Genomic DNA, 21,734 nt, shown 5'->3' with positions numbered 1-21,734 from the left:
TGGCTAAAAGCTAGAGAAATATCGGTACATCGAGTTTCATCGCTATCCGGTACGCGGCGTTCATCAAACCCACATGGCTATACGCCTGTGGGAAATTACCCCATTGGCTGCCGTTCTCCGATTCTACATCTTCGCTGAAGAGCAGGAGGTGATTGGAGTATTGCAGTAATTTACCGAATTCGCGCTGGGCATCGTCCAGCCGGCCAACGCAGGCGAGGGCTTCCACATACCAGAATGCACATACGAGAAACGTAGTTTTGGGTTTACCAAAATCGTCGGAGTGGCGGTAGCGGTAAAAGAGTCCCTCGGGAGTTTTTAGTTCCTTTTCCAGTGCTGCAAGATGATCGCGGGCACGTTCGGAGGCCGGATCCAGGTAATTCATCATAATCAGCTGCAGGGTGCTGGCATCGAGATGCTGACTGCCGGCGGCATTGGTATACACTTTTCTAACCGGGTCGTAGCAGCTTTCGATGTGGGCAGCGGCCCGGTCCTTCAACTCCAGCGCCTTTTTAAGCAGGGTTTCATTACCGATTGTTTTCGCCATTTTTTCGGCTGCGGCACACCCGGCCCACTGGAACAGATTCGTATAGCAGTGGATGTTAGCCATATTCCTGAACTCCCAGATGCCGGCGTCTTTTTCATCGATCGTTTTTTCTATTTTCTTCAGCAACAGCTCTATCCACCGGTCGGAATCTTTTCTTTCAGAAAAAATAAACCGGTGGTCTGTATACAAGGGCAGCATAGATATCAGTACCTGTCCGTAAATATCGTTCTGGATGTGTTCGTAGGCCTGGTTCCCGATACGCACGGGTTTGTTATCCAAATATCCATCCAGGTGGGGAAGTATTGTTTCAGACAGCGTTTTTTGCCCTGTAATCCCGTACAGCGGCTGATAACGGAAATCGCCTGAGAAAGAGATATCTGTTATATAGCCAAAGTAGCGTTCCATTTCTTCAAAATGCCCGATATGGTTTAATGCAGTGATTACGTAATAGGTGTCACGCATCCAGCAGTAGCGATAGTCCCAATTACGGCCACTTTCCGGGAACTCCGGCAAACTGGTGGTACTGGCCGCAATGATAGCGCCGGTATCTTCATATTGGTGTATTTTCAGCGTTAACGCAGCGCGTATAACATAAGGCTGAAAGTAGTTGGCGATGGAAGAGTGCTTGATCCAGGTTCTCCAATAGGTAATGGTTTCCCGGAGAAACCGTTCTCCGGTGCTTACCAGCGGTGCTTCCAGCGGATGTCCGTAAGTAAGGATCAGGTAGCGCGTATCATTTAAAACAAAGTACTCGTTATCGAAAAGATAACTGACCGCGATGTTGGTGGTGAGACGGATATTTTCATCACAGCCGCCAAATTCAATATGGCTGCTTCCGCGCAGCCGCCGCAGTTTTTCGGCGCCATAGTCGCATACTGGTTCACATTTTACCCGGATGCGGGGCGATCCCTCTATAGGCTCAATTTTGCGGATCAGCATCAGCGGCTTAAAGAAGCGTTCGAATTGGAGGAAGCGTGGCGCAAAATCGGTGATGCGGTAGCTGCCTTCTGTAGTGGTGATCTCGGTACAAAGCACATTGGTATTCTCCAGGTAGTACTGATGGGACTCATAATGTGCTTCCGGGAGGATGGAAAACTCGCCGCCTTTCTTTTTATCCAATAGTCCGCCAAAAACAAAGGAGCTGTCCATGCGGGGCCAGCAAAGCCAATTTACATTTGTATCCCTGTTGATATGCGCCAGAAAAGCACAGTTGCCAATAATTCCTGTCTGATAGGTATGTCTTTCCATGAGGCCTTATTTTGTTTTTGAACTACATTTTTCACCCAAAATTGTTCATCCGGAACAAAAGCTGTTCCAATAATGTCGGCAGGTATTTCTATCTTCCGTTTATTAACAAAACATATCGTTCCGGGTATTGGCGGAATCCCTTATTTTTAAGTATAAAGTTCCACAACGATGCAAACATTAAGAAAGCAGCACTATCTTCCACAGTTTATTACGCCGGCTTCTGATGGAGCGGCTAAAACATATTTGCTGGCCGGGGACCTTGGAGGTACCAAAACCAACCTGGCGCTTTTTAGTGCGGTCGACGGCACGTTGGACCTGATCCGGGAACAGAAATATGCTTCCCGTGATTATCCTAATTTCTCTGAGATCATCAAGCATTTTATCAATGAATGCAGGGATACGCCACCACAGCGTATATGCATTGGCGTAGCAGGACCGGTAGTCAGGGGAAAAGTGGAGCTGACTAATTTATCGAGGGAACTGAGTGAGGATGAAATCAAGCAGAGTACAGGCATCAATGCCGTAGCGCTCATCAACGACCTGGAGGCCACCGCCTATGGCTTAACAACCTTAGCGCCTCATCAGCTTACCACACTGCATCGTGGCGCAGCTGAACATACCGGTAACATAGCGATCATTGCACCCGGTACAGGATTGGGGATGGCCGGGTTGTACTGGGATGGCAGTTATCATCATCCGTTTCCTACAGAGGGCGGACATACAGATTTTGCGCCGAGAACAGACCTGGATATTTTATTGTTGCGGTACCTGCAGGAAAAATATGATGTGGTAAGCTGGGAAAGGGTTGTGAGCGGACCGGGTGTGTATGATATTTTTCAGTTTTTAAGAGATATAAAAGGAATGGAAGAACCCGCAGAGCTGCGGGCGGCAATGAATGCCGGGGATCCATCTGCAGAAGTCAGCAAGGCGGCGATGGCAGGAAGAATCCCCATCTGTGTGAAAACAATGGAGTTGTTTGTTCGTTACCTGGCGCGTGAATCATGTAACCTCGTATTAAAAATGAAGGCCACGGGAGGCTTATTCCTGGGTGGTGGGATTCCGCCGAAGATTGCAGCCCTGCTGGAAACCGGAGAATTTTATCATCACTATATGCAGGGTGATCGTATGGCAGAGTTGCTGGCCAGCGTACCTATTCATATTGTGAACAATGATAAGTCGGCTTTATGGGGCGCAGCATATTATGCTGGATTATTACAGGATTAAAGTTATTTTTGTGAGATAAAACAGGAAATGGTGTCTTCCTGACCCAACCGTCAGCCTGGAGCTGTCTGATGGCGCCTACAAATATTAGAATGGTATGCTATACCATTTAACGCTGCTATTTGTAGGATATGAATAAAACAAAATTTTCGCTGGAACAATTGACAGTAGCTTATCAACTGCTGCGATGGACGGTATTGGTAACGCCGGTAGCTGTTGTGGTGGGCTCCCTGGTGGCCTTATTTCTCTGGCTGCTGGAAGTAGTTACGCAACTGCGCTGGCAGCATGAATGGCTATTATTCGGGTTGCCGCTGGCGGGCATATTGATTTATTGGTTGTATCGCCTCGGAGGCAAACAAGCCGATAGAGGCAACAACCTGGTCATGGAAGAGATCCATCAGCCCGGAGGCGGCGTACCCGCGCGTATGGCGCCGCTGGTATTACTTACCACCATTATTACCCATTTGTTTGGCGGCTCCGCCGGACGGGAAGGCACTGCAGTGCAGATTGGCGGAAGTATGGCAGGCTTGATCGGGAAGAAAATGGGGCTATCGCCGGAGGATATACGAATATTACTGATGACCGGGATCGCCGCAGGTTTCGGAGCCGTATTCGGCACCCCGTTAACAGGTGCTGTATTTGCACTGGAGGTGCTGGCCATTGGCGTAATGCGTTACGACGCCTTGATACCTTGTTTAATTGCCTCCGTTTTTGCCGACATTGTTTGCAGCGCCTGGGGAATTCATCACACGCATTACAGCATCACGTATATCAGCCAATCGTTCATAAAAGAGATCCCCTTTATTCACCTGGACCTCTGGTTGCTGGGAAAAGTAATTGTTTGTGGCGTTGCCTTTGGATTGAGCAGTTTTTTGTTTGCGACCCTGATGCATAATATTAAGCATAACGCCAACGCTTATATTAAAATACCCTGGCTCATTCCTGTGGCCGGTGGCGTGGTCATTATTATATTAAGTTATATCGCTGGAACAACGGACTACCTGGGTCTGGGGGTGAGCAGTAAATCGTCTGACGGGATCAGTATACTGGCGGCATTTGATGCCAATAGCAGTGTAAACGACTGGAGTTGGCTCTGGAAGCTGGTTTTCACGGCTATCACACTTGGAATGGGTTTCAAAGGGGGAGAGGTCACCCCACTTTTTTTTATAGGCGCTACCCTTGGCCATACCCTGGCCCTCTGGTTGGGCGCACCGGTGGATCTCTTTGCAGGATTAGGATTTATCGCCGTTTTTGCCGGCGCCACCAATACACCGATTGCCTGTACCTTAATGGGTGTGGAATTATTTGGGACCAATCATGTGTTGTACTTTGCCGTAGCTTGTTTTACAGCTTACTATTTCAGCGGTCACGCCGGGATTTACAGCGCTCAGCGACTGGAAGTAAGGAAGTTGCGCTAACAATTTTGTTAGTACAGGTTATTCTCCCGGGGTGCTTTTACCTTTGGTGCATGGCAAATCACATCACAGGTGTTCATCACATCGCTATACAGGCGAAGGACTACAAAGCGACGATCCGCTTTTACGAAGCATTGGGACTTACGCTTTTCCATAGCTGGACCTTACCGGAATTTAATATTGAATACGCGGCACTGCTGGGGATTCCCGGGACAAATTCTTACATAGAAATATTTGACAAGGGCGCCAACGTGGCTACGCAAGGCCGTCGCGCTGCTGCGGAGGAAACCCCGGTGGCGGGCGCCTTGCTGCATTTTTGTTTTACTGTAAAAGACGCGACCACGGCGTATCATGACGCGCTTGCATTGGGCGCTACCAGCTGTGTGCCGCCATCAGTATTGATTTTGGGTGAACCACCGCTTACTGTCCGCAATTCATTGGTGTATGGATTAGATGGTGAAGTGATCGAATTTATTGAACCGCATTGGTAAGCGACGTTTTGTAAAAAAAGAAACTGTTATGCTGAAAGTCAAGGCATTCTGTGTGGGTTTCTGCAGGGATATTTCCTGTTATTTTGCAGGATAAAATTCAAAAGCATGGAAAACGAAACAAACGCTCCACAGTTCATCAACCCGGCCGGACTTTACGACCCAACGCCCAATGCATATTCTCATATGGTGCTGGTGCCGGCTGGAAACACGTTGGTATACATATCCGGACAAGGCGGCGAAACCGCTGATGGTCACCTGGTAAATGATTTCCGGGCGCAGGTGAAGCAGGCTTTCAGTAACCTGGGTACCGCGCTGACATCCCAGGGATTAACCTTTAAGGATGTGGTAAAACAAACGACCCTGGTAGTTGATCACAGCGAAGAAAAGCTGAAAGTACTTGGCGAGGAAACCTCACTTATCTGGCCCGATAAAAAGTTCCCGGTAAATACGTTGATTCCGGTTCCGCGATTAGCCCTCGATGGTATGCTGATCGAAATTGAAATGCTGGCGGTTAAACGATCATAGGAGCCACCGGTTGATGATCAGTATTGGCTGAGATTTTATCGCCGCCGCACATAAAGCAACCACATTTTACAACAATAGTCCGTTTGAAATGAGCGTGAATTTTCACCTCGGTTTCAAGCGGACTTTTTACGTTTTATAAAGGCGCTGAGAATAGAATATCCCGGGCGTTGGGCAGGGATGGTTCGATTCGCGCCAACCACAGCGTGTTCATTGTCAACAGTTTGGAGCCTAGAAAGCTTTTAAAATATGAAATCGCACCATAATGGCTATGAACTTTGAGACTGCACCAAACAACTTTGAACTTTTCCTATAATTTATATTATGTTAAATAGAATAGCATCGTTTTAAAAAGCATAAATCTTATACCCAGGTCCTATTAGGTTGACGCTATCCAGCCGGCGCCTGGAATAAGTTGCCTTACAACATCACATATGCATTCTTCATCTCCCTAAAAAAAGCTGTTAATCCCGTCGTACCCGGTTTCCCTCATCGCCTGCCGCTGCATTTCTTTTAGGCTGACTTTTAATGCCCGCTGCGCCGAATGACCGGCTGTAAGTAAGCTTCAACAAAGACGACGCCCCGGACTCTGTATGAATTGACACATGGTTTCGTATCGAAAATGCTTCTTCTGTCAGCGTGCCGTAATAAGTGTTAATTTGAACCGTTCTAAGTATATCCGTCCACGACAACTGCAAGCTCCCCCAGTCCTTCATTAATGTTTTTTTGATGCCGGCATTTAGTGCCCCAAATCCGGCTACTTTTATAGTGCCATTATAAGACATGGAATTGTACCACCCAGAAAGCTCGAACGCAAAATTGGCTGGTAACTCAAACAATTCGCTGGCGTTCAGGCTGTATGCAAAATAGGTTTTGCTAAGTGTGGCTTTGGTATAGTCAAGTTTAAACTGCTTCAATCCTCCTGTGAATCCAGCATTCATACTCCACCAGTCATTCAGCTTCCAGGGAGCATAGGCCTGCAGCGTGATACTGTTCTGATAAACCAGGTTCTGGGGAGAAACATACAGTAAGTTTGCTGCCGCCCGTTGTGTAAGTTGGTATCTCGCAATGGGATGATTCTCCCGGCTAAGCAGAACGGCCAACGAGTACCCCCCGTAGTTATATCCCAATTTAACAGTGCTGTTAATCGTAGGCCGCAGCAAAGGGTTGCCGGAGTATACCGCTGACGGATCGCTATACGTTACATAAGACGCCAGATCATTGTACGCCGGCCTGCTGATCCTTTTCGTGTATGATAATTGCAGCTCTTGCTGTTCATCCAGCTTTTTTGTGAAAGCAATATTGGGAAAGAACACGCCCTGCGTGCGATTTACAGTAACCGCACCTGTTTCAGGATTACGCATGCGACTATTGGCGTACTCATAACGTACTCCCAACACCATACTGGCCGATGGTGTTAACTGTGTGGTGATGATGCCGTAAACCGCACCAATCGCTTCTTTCATCGCAACGTCCTGTACCGTTTCTTTCCTGCTGATCCATTCGCCATTGACCAGGCTTTCTATCCTTGAAGAACTCCGGCTATAGGTGTAAGTACCTTTTACGCCAGTCTCCAGTTTTATATGGCTGTTTAACTGTCGTGTGTAATCTATTTTAACTACACCCACCTGTATGGAAGTATTGGCATACCCTTGTTGTTGCGGAGAGAAAAGACTATCGTTAGCGCCTGCAGGCGCACCATGCTTATTCAGAAATATACTCTGCACTATAGAGGGATTGCTATTTTTGAAAAGCAAGTATTCTATATCGGCACTGATCTTCTCATTTTCCTTTAACTTTTTTTCGAGATAGATGGCTGATGCCAGGTTATTCCAGCGATTCTTTCCTCTCACAACACCATCAAATAACAGTAACGAATCCGGTAATACGTTATAAGTGCTACGGTTGATAACGTTGGATGCTGTGTTGCTGCTATTAAATGTGAGGTTGCCACCGACTGTAAGTTTAGGAGTAATATTGAAGTCTGCGCCTACATTAATATCATGACTATTCTGTAGTACCCTGGTGGTGTCCCATACCAATACATTCATTACACCTCCGAACACGGGCATGTTCTGATCACTATCGATAAACATATCACTATAGGTACGGTTACGTGAATAAGTATAAGCACCGTATAACTGGCTACCAGTGGTATTCCGGGCCAGGTGAATACTGCCGGTCGCTTTCTCACCTTTTCCGTAACCGCCTGTCAGCGAAAGCGTGCCATTTGTACCCCGCTGCCTGTTTTGCTTTAAAACAATGTTAATGATACCCGCGCTTCCTTCTGCATCGTAATTGGCGCCAGGTGTTGTCAGCAATTCAATTTTTTCTACGTTGGTACCACTCATTCCCGTCAGCAGGGTTACTACCTGTTCCAATGGCAGCCGTATGAGCTTTCCATTCAGCATAACGGCTATACCACTTTTTCCGTTCAATGTTATGCTGTTGTTCCGGTAGTCGATTACTACACCAGGCGACCGCTCTAATATAGCCAATACTGTACTGCCTTTTGAGAGCAGGCTTGCTGCTACATTCACTACAACACCGTTGGCCTGTTGACGGACCAGCGGTTTCACCGCCTTTACCGTTACTACTCCCAATTGGGTGGTTCCCTCCTTTAATACTGCCGTGTCATAGCCCTGTTTTTTTGAGCTGTCCGGCACCCGCCTTCCGGCTACCTGGGCTGCGGCGGAATGAGAGAGAACAATCAGCAATAGATAAAATATACGGGTATTCATTTTCGGGTGTTTCCAACAAAGAAACAGTTGCCCGCAGCGCGAAAAAAAAGAGAATGACCACCTGTTGAAAATAGTTGACCAACTACGCAAACACCGCAATAAACGGTGATCCTGGCAGGATACTGCAAGTATTTATCACCTGGTATACCGCCTGGCGCATTTCATCAATTATTTACCGGCACTCATATAGTCCTGCTTTATATATCCTGCGTTTTTTTGTATCTTCAAATAACCCGTTCCCACCCAATACTATTGGGTAAATCATCAATTATAGAAAATGAGTACTTCATCATATGGCCAATCAGCCTATCAGTGGGTATTTAAGTATAAACTTCACCACATTCCTTTCTGGATACTATATAACTATCTCTGGTGGACAGTGGCCCTGGGCAATCCTGTGAAGGCCGCCAGTGCTATGTTTTTTTCTCCCTTTACCATCAAATTTCTTTTCTATGTTATTTTCCAGGCGGCCGCCGTCTACTTTAACTTATACGTGCTGATTCCAAAACACCTGGAAAAAGGGCGGCTGACCACTTATATCGGCTATTTGATGATAACCATCCTGTGCGCCACCTGTCTCATTATTCCAGGATACTACCTTAGCGCTGCCGTTGCCGGCAAAACAATGGAAGCACTTTATGGTACCAGTGCCCAGAGCTGTATCTACCAGTTTTTCGGGTCAGCCCTCCCCTCTACATTGGCTATTGTTACGCTGACCATGAGCATCAAACTAACAAAAAACTGGCTGCAAACGCAGCGGCGGCAGCAACTGCTGGAAAAGGAGAAGCTGGAAACTGAATTGAACTATCTAAAGCACCAGTTCAATCCTCATTTTCTTTTTAATGCCATCAACTCCATCTTTTTCCTGATCCATAAAAACCCGGATATGGCCTCCGCTTCACTGGCCAAATTCTCTGATCTGCTGCGGTACCAGCTATACGAATGCAACGACAAACAGATACCCTTAAGGAATGAAATCACCTACCTCGAAAACTTTATTGAGCTGGAGAAATTAAGGCAAAATGATAATGTGAACGTATATGTTCAAATGGATCAACTACATATGGAACACTTGCTGATTGCACCTTTCATCCTGATGACCTTTGTGGAAAATGCTTTTAAACATGTTTCGAAACACAACAATGCGGCTAACTGGATTCATATAGAAATGGCGCTGGATCAGCAACAGCTGATTTTCAACATTTCCAATAGTGCTGCTTCGGAGGCATCCGAGAACGTAATGCATTATGGTGGTATCGGTTTGAAAAATGTGCAACGCAGATTGGATTTAATCTATCCGGGGCAGTATGAACTCAACATACAACAGGAGTATGACAGCTTTGGTGTAAAGCTGCAACTGTATCTTTCAATGGTCCCCGCCAGCAGTGTAATACCCGACCTGACATTTAATTACAAACAAGTTTCATTATGATAAACTGTGTCATTATTGATGATGAGCCCCTGGCCCGTGAAGGAATCGCTAACTATGTAAGGGAGATTGACTTTCTGCACCTTACTGCGACTTGTGAAAACCCTGTTGAATTGATGAAGCTATTGGACAAACGCCCGGTAGACCTGGTATTTCTCGACATACAGATGCCCAAAATGAATGGTATCGATTTCCTGAAAATTGTGCAGAAACCACCGATGGTGATTATCACCACGGCATTCCCTACTTATGCGTTGGAAGGTTTTCAACTGAATGTGCTCGACTATTTACTAAAACCGATTACTTTTGACCGCTTTTTCAAGTCGGCCAATAAAGCGAAGGACTATCATCAGTTGCTCAATAAACCTTCCACTGACGCGCCCAAAGCCGAAAAAGATGCTGATTACTTCTTTATAAAATCCGGCAGTAAGTATGAAAAAATCCGCTTTGATGATATCCTGTATGTGGAAGCCATGCAGAATTATATCACCATCTACACGGAAAAAGGGAAATATGTCACCCTGCTTTATCTCAAGCACCTGGAGCAGAATTTAGATCAAACGGCTTTTATCCGGGTACATAAATCTTACATTGTTTCTATCAATAAAATAGAAGGTATTGAAGGCAATGAAATCTTTATTCAGTCCCACCGGATCCCCATCAGCAGGAACTATCACCAACAGGTGATAGAACAGGTGGTCAGGAATAAGCTCTGGGATAAGATCAAATTCTCCTGACTATACCGTTGCTGCTGCCGGCTGTTTTGCCTTCACGTTTATCACTGTACGATTGATAATATACGGTGTCATCACAATCAACAGCATCAACACTAATATCAGTATCACCACCAGTTCATAATAGTCCATGGCATATTTTAGAAAAGCCTGTTTTTGCACCGCTTTCTCCAGTAGGCCAGGCGCAAGTTTCGCTGCCTGGTCGGCCATTAATCCGCGCAACTGCAAGGCTGCCTGGTAAGTCTGCAACCGCTCCTGCAGTCCATTGTCTACCCGGGAAATGCCATCACTCATCCGCATGGCGTGCGTTTTAGTAAAGTAAAGCGAGAAATAATTGATCAGGGCGGTACTCATGCCGAAAAATGTATAGCGGATAAATACCCCTGCTGTAGATGCTGATACACTGACGCTCTCGGGCACTGAAGAGATAATAAACAATACAACGGGTGTCAGCAACATCCCTGCGCCCCATCCCTGTATCATCAATGGTAGTATAAATGCCGTCTGGTTTGCCTCAGAAGCAAACAGGAAGTACATGGAACAATGAAACACTAATAAACCAAGGAACCCCGCCAGCCAGATAAATTGCAGCGGGCGTTTCCTGATCACCAGCCTGGCCGAAATGATCGTACCAATTACAATCCCCACCAGGTTATAACTGAGCAGCTCATAGGTATGCAAGGGATCCATTCCTAAAACGGTAGAAAAATAATTTGTGGTTACATTAAATGATCCCCTGATAAGATATAGTCCGCCCAACAAAAGAATACCAAACAGGAAAGCCCTTGAGCGAAATACTTCCATATTAATAAAGGGACGCTTCCGGTACAGCTGTCTTACTACAAAAGCAAGTGCGAGCACGACTGCGCCAACCATACTCCATACAATACGCGGATCCTCCAACCAATAATACTGTTGTCCATAGATCATCACATAGCCCAGCATTATCAGCATAGGAGCATACAGGAAAAAGCTGGTCCAGTCCAGCTGGTAGAGCGGCATCCGCCGCACCAGGTGTACCTTGTTCATCAGCAACAGCAGCAATACTGCCCCTGGTACAAATGCGTAGATGATCATTTTATATAAAGCATTGTATTCGTAATCATCTACCAAAGGAGCAGTTACCAGGGAGGTTAATGATCCGGAACAAAGGATCATGCCATAAAAAATAGCATATCCGACTTCGCGGGCATGCTCAGATTTCAGCCTGCTGAATAACAGTGTTAAGCAAATGCTTGTCACACCGCAGTTTAATATGCCCTCCAAAAAGCGGCAGATAAACAGGATGGGGATTTCCCGGGTATGGTAACACCAGAAAGTAACCAATACCTGCAATACCAGGCATATTAAAAAGTATTCTTTTGTTGCGATCCTGCTAAAGAAACGCTTCTCTAATGGCGTGAAGGCTACCAGGGATGCGTAATACACCAACATCGAGAATTGTATGTCCTGCGGCTCTGCACCATAGAATCCGGTAGCGGCATTTACGTTGGCGGTTGACAATGCAAATAGCATCACAGTGGGAAATAATACGAGCAGGATCGTTAACCGGATCAGCCACTCGGGCACCCAGGAGCGGAATATCTGTTTACCTTGCGCCATGATTAATTACGTTCTTTAGCAACAGACACATTCACATTCATCCCGGCCGACAGCAATTTTAATTCTTCCGGCGTTCCATCCAGGCGGATACGTACCGGGATACGCTGTGCTATTTTTACAAAATTACCGGTGGCATTATCGGGGGGCAACAATGAAAAACGGCTGCCGGTGGCGCCTGATAAAGATGCTATTTTTCCCGTGAGTTTTTTCCCGGGGAAAGCATCTACTACCATCAGTGCGGTTTCCCCTACCGTCATATGACGGATCTGTGTTTCTTTAAAATTCGCCACTACCCATTTCCCGGCTTCCCAATCTACTATATAAGCCAGCACTTGTCCGGCCTGCACCAATTGTTTTGGCTGAATGGTTCGGCGGCCCATTTTGCCGTTATAGGGAGCTGTAATGATGGTATAGGAAACGTTGAGATCATTTTTAGTCACTACGGCCGCTCTGCGCTTGATTTCTGCATCTAATGCATGCTGTTGCACTTTGGCGTCGCTGATCTTTGCCAGCGATACCTGGTAGGCATCCAGTGCGGCATTATAATCGGAACGGGCTACCGCCAGCGCAGCCTCTACCCTTTCCAGCTGTTGCCTGGTGGCCGATTCCACATCATACAATTTCTTATACCGGTCATATTCCTGTTCCTGGTGGGTGAGTTTTGCTTTTGCAGCAGCGATCTGCGATTGGTATACTTTAGAAGATTGCGCGGTAGTAGATACATTACTTTCCAATATGGCTACCTGTGCTTTTGCATTTAACAGGGAAGCTTCCGCTTCCTGTTGTTGTGCAGCATATTCGCTGTTGTCAATGATTACCAGCGTATCACCTTTTTTTACTTCCTGATTTTCTTCATACCGGATATCTTCAATATAACCGGTTACTTTGGCTACTACGGGATTAATATATTCATCTACCTGCGCGTCATTTGTTTCTTCAAACTGCCATTGATGCAGCAACGTTCTTATTCCCCAGATGGCCAGGCATACCACCACAACAGCCGCGATGATAGTAGTGATGCGTGAAATAATCCTGTCTGTCCGGTTAGTATTGGTGTTGGTATTCGTCTTGTTCATATATTAAAGGTTGCCTGTTGCTTTCAATAATTGCTAGTATTGTAATTGCGCTGTTACCGCTGCGGTGGTCAGATCAAAGCGGGATTGCAGCAGTTGTGTTTCTGCATCCAGCAAATCTGTTAATAATGACAGCTGATTGAAATAGGTGTTATTGACAATCCTGAAATTTTCCCTGGCCTGTATAATATTATCATTCGCCACATTGATCCGTGTGACCGCTTCTGTATAGCGCAGATAGGCAGCTTTTACTTCCTGGCGCACCTGGTCTTTTGTGTCTGCATGTTCTATTTCCTGTCGCTCCAGGTTTATTTTTGCTTCCTGCTTTTTATGTTTATTCTGATAAAATGCGGAGATGGGTACACCTGCCTTTACGCCTACCTGCCCCAGGCCATAGAGGGCAATGGCATACGGATAAAAAAGTATCTGCGGGTACGTATAGGCGTACCCGGCATACAATCCTACTTTGGGAAGCACATTGCTCTTTACATCTTTGAGTTTCAATTCGCTCAGCGCTGTTTCTTTTTCAGAAATCTTAAATGCAAAGGAGTGTTCATAGGCGTCTGCCAGGTAATCTTCGTAGGTGCGTGCAGGTGATTTCTGCACAATAAGGGTATCGATCGACAGCTGGTTGTCGGTGCTGTCGGGTTGACCAATCATGATGTTAAGCCGTTGATTGGCGATGGCGATGCCGTTCCTTATTTCCAGTAATGTCATCTTTTGCTTCGACAGTTTTAATTCCGCCCGGAGCAGGTCACTTTTCAGCACTACCCCATTTTGGTTCAGTTGCCGAATCTGCTCCAGCTCTTTTTCTCTTTCCCTGATATCCTGCAGCATTACTTTTTCGTATGTCCGTCCACGGTATACGTCGAGATACAGGCCTGCGGCTTTATAGCGGATCTCTGTAACAGAAAGATTTTGCTGTTCTTTTGCGAGTGCGGCTTCTGTTTGTCTGACCGCTATTTCGCGGGTTGTTTTCCCCCCGTTATAAACGTTTAGGTAAGCATCTGCACCAAACTGGTAATAGCCGTGTACCACGGGGTACTGGGTTGGCGAATGAAGGAGACCATCTTCGTAAATAGCCAGGTTGGAAACACGGGCATATACGCCGTTTGCCTTTACTTCAGGCAGGCGTTCGTCTTTCGCGGCTTTAGTCCGCTCTTCCATGCGCTGAACGCGGAGATACTGCATTTGCAGCTGCCGGTTGTAAGCAGCTGCTTTTTTCCATACATCCGTTAACGTTAGGGTATTCTTGCCGGGGTCCTGGCAAATGGCCGTTCCTGCGCTGAATAGTGTGATAAGCACCGCTCCGGCCAGCCACTTATTAATAATTGTAAACATATTTATTGTGATGAAGATGCAAAGTTCCGACCCTATCAGTTAATATATTTTCTATAAATTGCCATTAAATTGTTAGATCCGGCCAAATGAAAGATATTGATCCGCAACTCAAACTGGAAGATGTAGATGCCAGACCCGAATCTGCATATGTATGGCATTGGAAAACGGAGCATCATTTTTCCTACCATAAGCATAATAAGGGACAGCTCACCTATGTTGAAGGCGGTGCTGCCTTTTTATACACAAAAGATAAAACCTACTTCCTGCCGGCGCGGCATTATATGTGGGTGCCGGCGGGAGTAGAACATTATTTCCAACACCGCTATCCTGCCAACTATGTGCGCACGATCTATTTTTTTAGTGAGCCGGAAGACCAACAGGAGTCTTTTTACACCAAAACCGGTATTTACCCGGTAAGTAACCTGTTGCTGGAAATGATCCTGCACACCGCGTCCTGGGATGGAGATATATTGCCGGATGATAAACGCTTTATATTTATTAAAGCCATTAAATACATGCTTCCGGAAATCAGTTCGGTACCGTTACCCATTACACTGCCCACCACTGAAAATCCTCGCTTACAGCCTGTTTTAAAATATATCCAGGAAAACCTGGGAGAGCCGCTTACCCTCGAGAACGTAGGACATGCATTCAACTACAGCGAACGTACCCTGACCCGCCTGTTCCGTTCCACCATGGATATTTCTTTCTTCCAATACCTGAAACTGGCCAGGATGATTAAAGCCATGGGATACCTGCTGGAAACGGAGAAAACCATCAACGAAATTGCCTGGGATACCGGGTATAACAGCGTATCCGCATTCAGCAATACATTCTATAAGCTGGTGGGGAGAAGACCCAGTGATTTTCAGCCATAGGTATATGCGGGACCACTCATCCAAAAGTCCTTGAATTTATCGGGCTTTTACCTAATCTTTAAAGTCAATCAAGATCTGCTTCATGAACTTAATGAGAAAACCACTCCTGCTGCTGCTGCTGCTGGCAGGCATTACAGGGCTGCACACCGTACAGGCGCAACCGAAAAACAACAAACCGGTTACACCGGCAAAAGAAGATGCCCCGCAGCATGGCTCTATCAGCCTTAATCCGGATACTACCGTCATCAGTTATCACGACGTTACTGTAAAGGGTCAGAAGATACCTTATAAAGCCATTGCGGGCACACAACCGGTATGGGACCAGGATGGTAAAGTGCTGGCCGGGTTGTTTTACACCTATTACGAAAGAACTGATGTAAAAGACCGTGCCTCCCGCCCCCTGGTCATTTCCTTTAATGGGGGCCCGGGTACTCCTTCTGTTTGGATGCAGATTGCCTACACCGGTCCACGGCTCCTGAATATAGACGATGAAGGCTATCCCGTACAACCTTATGGCATACACGAAAACCCGGAATCCATTCTTGATATTGCCGACATCATTTATATCGATCCCGCCAATACCGGTTTTTCCAGGGTAACCGGGAAAGATGCACCCCGCGAAAAATTCTTTGGGGTAAATGCAGATATCCGGTACCTGGCCGAATGGATCAATACTTTTGTGTCAAGACAAAACAGGTGGGCTTCTCCCAAATACCTGATAGGAGAAAGTTATGGTACCACCCGGGTATCAGGCCTGGCGCTGGAGTTACAAAATGCGCAATGGATGTACCTTAATGGGGTGATACTGGTCTCCCCCACCGAACTGGGCATCTCCCGGAACGGGCCCGTGGACGCGGCTTTGCGCCTGCCCTACTTTGCGGCCACCGCCTGGTATCATAAAGCATTGGCGGCCGACCTGCAGCAGAAAGACCTCACAGCCATATTACCGGAAGTGGAAGACTTTACCATTCACGAGCTGATACCCGCTATCAGCCAGGGCGGATTCCTGCAGGAGCAAACGCGGAAAACCATCGCTGCAAAGATGGCCCGCTATTCGGGGCTCTCGGAGAAAGTAATCCTTCAGCATAACCTGAACGTACCACCTAACTTTTTCTGGAAAGAATTACTCAGGGATAAAGGGTTCACAGTAGGCCGGCTCGATTCCCGTTACCGCGGTATGGACAGAGAAGACGCCGGCAATGGCCCTGATTACAATGCAGAACTGACTTCCTGGCTGCATGCCTTTACACCGGCTATCAATATTTACCTCAGGGAGGAACTAAAATTCCGTACCGATCTTAAATACCTGATGTTTGGCCCGGTACATCCATGGGACAGCAACGGTGATAATACCGGCGAAAATCTGCGGGAGGCCATGGCTGCCAATCCGTACCTGCATGTAATGATACAGTCGGGTTACTACGACGGCGCCTGCGACTACTTTAATGCAAAATACAGTATGTGGCAAATGGATCCCGGCGGACGGTTGAAAGACCGCCTCTCCTGGCATGGTTACCGGAGCGGTCATATGATGTACCTGCGGAAAGATGACCTGGCTACAGGTAACAATGATATACGGGCATTTATCAATGCCTCACTGCCTAAGGCGGGACAGCCCGCGAAATACTGAGACAGCTTTTAGCCATTAGCTTTTAGCTTTTAGTAAATGCAGCGAAGACGATTTTATTTTTGCTGCATTTACTAAAAGCTAAAAGCTAATGGCTAAAAGCTGTTTAAATCCTGTACGCAACTCCAAGCGTCAGATATATATTATACAACGGAAAATCCATTCCTTTAAAGTCATCAGGGAATACGGGGCGCAGTCCCCAGTTCAGGTTGCCGTTGATGCTAAGCTTTTTGCCAACGCGGTAAGCGGCGCCCCCCTGTAAGCCCACATCGAAAGTCCGCATTTCCTTACCGAAATCAAATGTCGCTTCGGAGATGTTTACTTTCTCTCCTTTGGGGCCACCGTTACGGATATAACCATTGGAAACCGTACCATAGAAGTTAGAACTGAATAACCAGGCAACATAACCACCCAGGTTGAAGCGCCATCTGCTATTGGGCGTAAATACAGCGCTAAGCGGGAAAGACACATAGGCGTTACGCACCGTTGTTTTGTTTTCTCCTGAAAAATCTCCCTGGAAACGGCCGCCATCACTGGTCGTAATAATAGTGGGAAAATACTGCACCACATCTTTAGTGCCCATTCCCTTATAATCAAGTTTTACGGCTATTGCGGCGCCCCATTTATGGGTAGCGCGGTACGACAGCTCATAACCCAGCGACGGGCAGAATTCCGGCCAGAAACCTTCTATTTTGCGAATGGTGTTGGGGAAGCCTACCGGCGCAGTAGCACCGAAATTAAATCCTGCCAGGATACGATGCTCCAGCACAGGTTTAAATGCCTCATTTTTCGTTTGTTCATTTCCGTTATCCTGTGCAAATAAGGTGGCAGCAACCATTACCATCCCCAGCATCAGTGCAGGTATTTTTATGTTCATCATTTCAGATATCATCTTTTATTCGTGTACAATTTCTAAATTATCCAGGAGCAGCTTACTTCCTACTGCTCCCCTGTAGTGATCTCCTTCTGCGCTGGAAGAGGCGATAATGGCCAGCATCACCGGCGTGCCCGGCGCTACCGTTTTACCATTCACCATCTTGAATGGCACCTCAAAATGGGTCCAGTCGGCCTTTGCACTGCCATCTGCCAGTATTGCCGTGGCCAGCACCCTGTCGGAGGTAAGGATGTTGGTAGCGTCCAACCGGCTGGTGCCGCTGTACACTACCGCGTAAACCGAACAACGATCTGTTACGCCTGCCACGGGTTTAGCGTCCTTATCGATAAACACCGGCCCCGGCTGATACTTATAATACCCGCTGAATGCGCTGGGAACGCCTTTATAAGGCTGCCCGAACTGCGTGCACTTCAACGGATTTTCAAGCAGGAAATCGGTCACAAAATTTCCCAGGAACATCGACCCGGCAAACAGGTGAATACCCATCCAGGCCGACAATTCATTACCCGGACGCGTTTCCATTTCTGCAGCATATTTCCCCGCGTAAGCATTGGTACTGATATGCAGCGGAAAATCGTTTATCTCCGTTACACCGGTAATAGCAATCCCGATGTTGCCGGAAGCCCATATCTGACGGCCATCTTCGCCAAGCGGATTCACATATTTCCAGTTAGCGCCATCTGCACTGACGGTGTCCCATCTTTCAAAATCGAGTTTACCCAACAGCAGGTTGATCACTTCTACGGTATACTTTTTACTGTTCTTTCCATTCGCTGAAGTAACGATGTATTGTTTAATACCTTCCTTGTCAAATTTCAGTGTATCTCCGGAGGCCGGCGATACAGTACCACCTGCACTTACCTTTATAACCGGTGCAATCCCCTTCTCAAATGCTTCTTCTGTGATATACAGGCGGATCTGGGATTTTGTCTGATCAATAAAAACATCCCCTGTCAATTGGTGCTGTGGTACGGTGAAAGCTTCGATATCCGCTTCCGGATTTAGTGGAGCATCTTTAATACACGACTGTAGCAGACCTATTGCGGCCGCTATACAACATAGTTTCCTTACATTCATTTTCCGTTCGGTTTGTTAAAACTTTGCAAAGGTACGAAACATGAAAGTAGCGGCCAGCTGCATAGTGGATCAGGAAAATTTTACTGCGGAACAATCTGTATACTATCCAGTACCAAACGACTGCCTATAGCACCTCTGTAAGTATCTCCGTCTTTACTCGATGAAGCTACAATCGTCATCATCATTTTTTCGTTACCGGAATATGACTGCCTGTCAACAAATGGCACATCAAATTTTGTCCATTGCTCTTTCGGGCCTCCGTTCGGAATAGCAGCGGTGGCCAGTATCCTGTCTGATGTATGAATATTGGTAGCATCCAGCCTGGTGGTTCCTTTATACAACACGGCATAGAGGGAACAACTGTCTTTCATATTTGCAATAATATTTCCGGCTCTGTCCTGGTATTTATCTCCCGGTTTATATTTATAATAACCGGTAAAACGGGAAGGCTTTCCCAGGTATGGCTGCCCGAATTGTGTTGCCTTTAACGGCTCCGTCATCGCGTTTTCAGAATCGAATACACCCAGAAAAAGAGAACCTGCAAATAGTTTTATACCAACCAGGTTTGATAAAGCCGTTCCTGCACGGGTTACCAGTTCAGCGGCATACTTTCCATGAAAAGCATCCGTAGTGGCCCGTAAGGGGTATTCCATCGGATCTTTTTTTACACCGGATAAAGCAATGCCCGGGTTTCCGGACGACCACAACATACTGGTGTCTGCTGCTGTACTGTCTATTTCCACTACATACTGATACCTGTCTTTACCGTTGAGCAGCCAGGATTCAAAATCCCATTGAAATACACCCAGCTGTGCAACTACAATCGTATAGGCTTTCTCGTTAACGCCGCTGGCAGATGTCACAACATATTGCCTGGCACCTGTGCCATCAAACTTCAAAGAATCGCCCGACGCGGGTGTCACCTTAGCTCCTGCCGATACGGTAATCAGTGGCACCACGCCACTGTCGAATGCCTCCGGCGTAAGCGATAATATAATTTTTGCGTTGGCCTGGTCAATAAAAATATCGCCTGTCAGGTATTGCCTGTCAATTTTAAATGTTTCTATATCTGCTTCCGGATTAACGGGTGCATCCCGTATACAGGCCTGTAACAGTACAATCAGTGGGGCCAGGTAGCATAGTTTCCTTATATTCATGCCGTTATTGGTTAAACAATGTAGAACAACCCTTCTCTGTTAAAAGTTCATTTTTTATTTCCTTCCTTGTATTTTTACAAATATATCATTGAAAGATGGTTGACAAACAACGAATAAAACGACTCCTGATCTATGCCGCGAAATGCGTGACTGGCGTACTGTTAGTGCTGGGGCTGTCATGGATCACCGATTATAAAGACATTATCTGGGTATTGATTTCGGTAATGCTGGTATTATCGCCGGACGGATCAGATGCAGTAACGTTAGCGGTTACACGTATTAAGGCAAATGTGGTGGGTGGAATTTCAGGGTTCCTGTTAATATTAATTCACCCCAATATGCTTTTAATGATGTGTACGGCCGTGTTCATTACAGTGGTCATCTGCAATCTGTTGAACCTGGAAGCTGCTACGCGGACGGCACTGGCTGCCACTATCATCGTGATGACCCACGAAGCGGGCGCCCACATATGGGATACGGCTGTGGCCAGGGTGATTTCTGTGCTGGCAGGTTGTTTACTCGGCCTTGTCATTACCTTTCTTTTTCATAACCGGTATACGAAGCAAACGGCCGAAATAATCCTTACCAGGCCTGACCGTGGCGGCGAATGAGCAAGGGATGCGCCCGATTCAGAATTTCTTCAGAATTATCTCCTACATTTGGCCGATTAAGGAGTGACGCATGAAGAAAATGATATTCTCAGCAGGACTGGCATTAGGCGCCTTTACCTGCTCCGTTAGTGTAGCAGCCCAGGATACTGATTCCCTGCCTTCTGTAATAGATTCCGTTCCTACCATCACCGCTGTACCCAAATATCCGTTGTCCGGCAACCGTACGGCTGGATTCCATACCACTGTGGCAGGCATAGCCGTTCCTGCAGCTATGATCGGTTATGGCCTATTTGCATTGAACAATCCAACGCTGAGGGACCTGAACTCCACTACCAAGGCTGAATTAAGAGAAGATCATCCGCAATTCCGGACGCATATCGATAACTACCTGCAGTATGCGCCGGTGGCGGCTGTATATATCCTGAATGCTGCCGGTATACATGGCAAACACAATTTGCGCGACCGGACTATTATACTGGGTATTTCCGCTATTCTCACCGCAGGTACGGTAGAAGGCGTAAAACGCTGGACCCATGAAGAACGCCCTAACGGACAGGATTTTCTCTCCTTTCCTTCGGGCCATACAGCTACCGCATTTGCTGCGGCCGAATTTATGCGCCAGGAATACAAGGATGTTTCGCCCTGGTATGGTGTTGCCGGTTATCTCGCGGCTACCACCACGGGAGCGCTGAGAATGTACAATAATAAGCACTGGCTGAGTGATGTGGTGGCTGGAGCTGGCGTAGGTATACTAAGTACTAAAGCCGCTTACTGGATGTATCCATGGATACAACGGAAACTTTTTAAAGACAATGCCACCCATGCCAGCAAGGTGATTATGCCTTACTACAATCCGCAATTCCATAGTGCCGGCCTCAGTTTTATCTTTTTTCCGCGTTGATCATTTTAACATGATAAAATTACCCCATATCAGGTTTCAGCCAACAGAATAGTTGCCGGAAATCAGCTAATCATGTATTAAAAAAAAGTTGAAATTATTAAGATAAGATTATTTGGGGGTTAACCCCTAAAGTTGACATGGTTATAAACACCTGTTTTTGGCAATGTGGCAAAGTTGCGGGTTTCTGCCGAGAAATTTTGTCATTTAATTGTTAACATGAAAAAAAA

At 46.6% G+C, this 21,734-nt stretch carries 18 protein-coding genes and 1 riboswitch; of the genes, 10 read left to right on the top strand and 8 right to left on the bottom strand.

Translation table 11 applies throughout. The features are described from left to right. Window positions 1-10: 10 nt before the first annotated feature. Complete coding sequence (locus KE626_RS20310; RefSeq protein WP_211974766.1) at window positions 11-1,792, bottom strand: glycoside hydrolase family 15 protein; 1,782 nt, start codon at window positions 1,790-1,792, stop codon at window positions 11-13. A gap of 168 nt (window positions 1,793-1,960) precedes the next feature. On the opposite strand from KE626_RS20310, the gene glk reads away from it, so the two are divergent. The 4 genes from glk to KE626_RS20290 all read left to right on the top strand — a co-directional run bounded on the left by glk (window position 1,961) and on the right by KE626_RS20290 (window position 5,444). Further along, window positions 1,961-3,016 carry a glucokinase gene (gene glk, locus KE626_RS20305; RefSeq protein ID WP_211974765.1) on the top strand — a complete coding sequence of 352 codons (1,056 nt, stop codon included), beginning with the start codon at window positions 1,961-1,963 and terminating at the stop codon, window positions 3,014-3,016. Between the two features lie 14 nt (window positions 3,017-3,030). Then, a riboswitch (Fluoride riboswitch) is annotated at window positions 3,031-3,101 on the top strand. 43 nt (window positions 3,102-3,144) lie between these two features. Further along, on the top strand, window positions 3,145-4,431 hold the full coding sequence (locus KE626_RS20300) for a voltage-gated chloride channel family protein (RefSeq protein WP_211974764.1): 1,287 nt from the start codon (window positions 3,145-3,147) through the stop codon (window positions 4,429-4,431). A gap of 50 nt (window positions 4,432-4,481) precedes the next feature. Then, on the top strand, window positions 4,482-4,919 hold the full coding sequence (locus KE626_RS20295) for a VOC family protein (RefSeq protein ID WP_211974763.1): 438 nt from the start codon (window positions 4,482-4,484) through the stop codon (window positions 4,917-4,919). 105 nt (window positions 4,920-5,024) lie between these two features. Next, on the top strand, window positions 5,025-5,444 hold the full coding sequence (locus KE626_RS20290; RefSeq protein WP_211974762.1) for a RidA family protein: 420 nt from the start codon (window positions 5,025-5,027) through the stop codon (window positions 5,442-5,444). Window positions 5,445-5,905: 461 nt separating this feature from the next. Here KE626_RS20290 and KE626_RS20285 read toward each other — a convergent pair whose 3' ends face one another. Beyond that, window positions 5,906-8,182, bottom strand: a complete 2,277-nt coding sequence (locus KE626_RS20285) for a TonB-dependent receptor domain-containing protein (RefSeq protein WP_211974761.1) — start codon at window positions 8,180-8,182, stop codon at window positions 5,906-5,908. A 277-nt stretch (window positions 8,183-8,459) separates the two neighbouring features. On the opposite strand from KE626_RS20285, the gene KE626_RS20280 reads away from it, so the two are divergent. After that, a complete protein-coding gene (locus KE626_RS20280) occupies window positions 8,460-9,614 on the top strand; it encodes a sensor histidine kinase (RefSeq protein WP_211974760.1) in 1,155 nt (384 codons plus the stop codon). Next, entirely contained in the window at window positions 9,611-10,348 is a 738-nt protein-coding gene (locus KE626_RS20275) for a LytR/AlgR family response regulator transcription factor (RefSeq protein ID WP_249207600.1), read from the top strand. The genes KE626_RS20280 and KE626_RS20275 overlap by 4 nt, the downstream gene beginning before the upstream one ends. Here the strand turns inward: KE626_RS20275 and KE626_RS20270 are convergent, their stop codons facing one another. The 3 genes from KE626_RS20270 to KE626_RS20260 are packed head-to-tail and all read right to left on the bottom strand — an operon-like array spanning window position 10,349 to window position 14,361. Next, on the bottom strand, window positions 10,349-11,947 hold the full coding sequence (locus tag KE626_RS20270) for an MFS transporter (RefSeq protein ID WP_211974759.1): 1,599 nt from the start codon (window positions 11,945-11,947) through the stop codon (window positions 10,349-10,351). A 2-nt stretch (window positions 11,948-11,949) separates the two neighbouring features. Next, window positions 11,950-13,023, bottom strand: a complete 1,074-nt coding sequence (locus tag KE626_RS20265) for an HlyD family secretion protein (RefSeq protein ID WP_211974758.1) — start codon at window positions 13,021-13,023, stop codon at window positions 11,950-11,952. A 33-nt stretch (window positions 13,024-13,056) separates the two neighbouring features. Next, window positions 13,057-14,361 carry a TolC family protein gene (locus KE626_RS20260; protein ID WP_211974757.1) on the bottom strand — a complete coding sequence of 435 codons (1,305 nt, stop codon included), beginning with the start codon at window positions 14,359-14,361 and terminating at the stop codon, window positions 13,057-13,059. Window positions 14,362-14,447: 86 nt separating this feature from the next. Here KE626_RS20260 and KE626_RS20255 point away from each other — a divergent pair, with 86 nt between their 5' ends. After that, complete coding sequence (locus KE626_RS20255) at window positions 14,448-15,239, top strand: helix-turn-helix transcriptional regulator (RefSeq protein ID WP_211974756.1); 792 nt, start codon at window positions 14,448-14,450, stop codon at window positions 15,237-15,239. 82 nt (window positions 15,240-15,321) lie between these two features. After that, the gene (locus tag KE626_RS20250) at window positions 15,322-16,869 is read left to right on the top strand and encodes a S10 family peptidase (protein ID WP_249207599.1); all 1,548 of its coding nucleotides are present in this window, start codon (window positions 15,322-15,324) and stop codon (window positions 16,867-16,869) included. Window positions 16,870-16,972: 103 nt separating this feature from the next. Here KE626_RS20250 and KE626_RS20245 read toward each other — a convergent pair whose 3' ends face one another. From KE626_RS20245 to KE626_RS20235, 3 genes are all read right to left on the bottom strand, one after another. Beyond that, window positions 16,973-17,746, bottom strand: a complete 774-nt coding sequence (locus tag KE626_RS20245; protein ID WP_211974755.1) for a porin family protein — start codon at window positions 17,744-17,746, stop codon at window positions 16,973-16,975. 15 nt (window positions 17,747-17,761) lie between these two features. After that, window positions 17,762-18,838, bottom strand: a complete 1,077-nt coding sequence (locus KE626_RS20240; protein ID WP_211974754.1) for a PCMD domain-containing protein — start codon at window positions 18,836-18,838, stop codon at window positions 17,762-17,764. Window positions 18,839-18,918: 80 nt separating this feature from the next. Then, window positions 18,919-19,995: a PCMD domain-containing protein gene (locus KE626_RS20235; protein WP_211974753.1), complete on the bottom strand. Its 1,077-nt coding sequence runs from the start codon at window positions 19,993-19,995 to the stop codon at window positions 18,919-18,921. Window positions 19,996-20,090: 95 nt separating this feature from the next. Between KE626_RS20235 and KE626_RS20230 the strand changes: the two genes are divergently transcribed. Next, window positions 20,091-20,606, top strand: a complete 516-nt coding sequence (locus KE626_RS20230; protein WP_211974752.1) for an FUSC family protein — start codon at window positions 20,091-20,093, stop codon at window positions 20,604-20,606. A gap of 70 nt (window positions 20,607-20,676) precedes the next feature. Beyond that, window positions 20,677-21,507, top strand: a complete 831-nt coding sequence (locus KE626_RS20225; protein WP_249207598.1) for a phosphatase PAP2 family protein — start codon at window positions 20,677-20,679, stop codon at window positions 21,505-21,507. Window positions 21,508-21,734 lie beyond the last annotated feature (227 nt).

Origin of the sequence: Chitinophaga hostae, from assembly GCF_018224885.1 — a bacterium.
In the GTDB taxonomy this organism is placed as follows: domain Bacteria; phylum Bacteroidota; class Bacteroidia; order Chitinophagales; family Chitinophagaceae; genus Chitinophaga; species Chitinophaga hostae.
This window is presented reverse-complemented; position numbering and strand designations above follow the sequence as displayed.

Bases quoted from the DNA above. Each gene is read 5' to 3' on its own strand.
- KE626_RS20240 (WP_211974754.1), bottom strand. From the start codon at position 18,838: ATGAATGTAAGGAAACTATGTTGTATAGCGGCCGCAATAGGTCTGCTA.
- KE626_RS20310 (WP_211974766.1), bottom strand. From the start codon at position 1,792: ATGGAAAGACATACCTATCAGACAGGAATTATTGGCAACTGTGCTTTT.
- KE626_RS20255 (WP_211974756.1), top strand. From the start codon at position 14,448: ATGAAAGATATTGATCCGCAACTCAAACTGGAAGATGTAGATGCCAGA.
- KE626_RS20225 (WP_249207598.1), top strand. From the start codon at position 20,677: ATGAAGAAAATGATATTCTCAGCAGGACTGGCATTAGGCGCCTTTACC.
- KE626_RS20235 (WP_211974753.1), bottom strand. From the start codon at position 19,995: ATGAATATAAGGAAACTATGCTACCTGGCCCCACTGATTGTACTGTTA.
- KE626_RS20280 (WP_211974760.1), top strand. From the start codon at position 8,460: ATGAGTACTTCATCATATGGCCAATCAGCCTATCAGTGGGTATTTAAG.
- KE626_RS20230 (WP_211974752.1), top strand. From the start codon at position 20,091: ATGGTTGACAAACAACGAATAAAACGACTCCTGATCTATGCCGCGAAA.
- KE626_RS20265 (WP_211974758.1), bottom strand. From the start codon at position 13,023: ATGAACAAGACGAATACCAACACCAATACTAACCGGACAGACAGGATT.
- glk (WP_211974765.1), top strand. From the start codon at position 1,961: ATGCAAACATTAAGAAAGCAGCACTATCTTCCACAGTTTATTACGCCG.
- KE626_RS20300 (WP_211974764.1), top strand. From the start codon at position 3,145: ATGAATAAAACAAAATTTTCGCTGGAACAATTGACAGTAGCTTATCAA.
- KE626_RS20295 (WP_211974763.1), top strand. From the start codon at position 4,482: ATGGCAAATCACATCACAGGTGTTCATCACATCGCTATACAGGCGAAG.
- KE626_RS20290 (WP_211974762.1), top strand. From the start codon at position 5,025: ATGGAAAACGAAACAAACGCTCCACAGTTCATCAACCCGGCCGGACTT.
- KE626_RS20250 (WP_249207599.1), top strand. From the start codon at position 15,322: ATGAACTTAATGAGAAAACCACTCCTGCTGCTGCTGCTGCTGGCAGGC.
- KE626_RS20275 (WP_249207600.1), top strand. From the start codon at position 9,611: ATGATAAACTGTGTCATTATTGATGATGAGCCCCTGGCCCGTGAAGGA.
- KE626_RS20270 (WP_211974759.1), bottom strand. From the start codon at position 11,947: ATGGCGCAAGGTAAACAGATATTCCGCTCCTGGGTGCCCGAGTGGCTG.
- KE626_RS20285 (WP_211974761.1), bottom strand. From the start codon at position 8,182: ATGAATACCCGTATATTTTATCTATTGCTGATTGTTCTCTCTCATTCC.
- KE626_RS20245 (WP_211974755.1), bottom strand. From the start codon at position 17,746: ATGATGAACATAAAAATACCTGCACTGATGCTGGGGATGGTAATGGTT.
- KE626_RS20260 (WP_211974757.1), bottom strand. From the start codon at position 14,361: ATGTTTACAATTATTAATAAGTGGCTGGCCGGAGCGGTGCTTATCACA.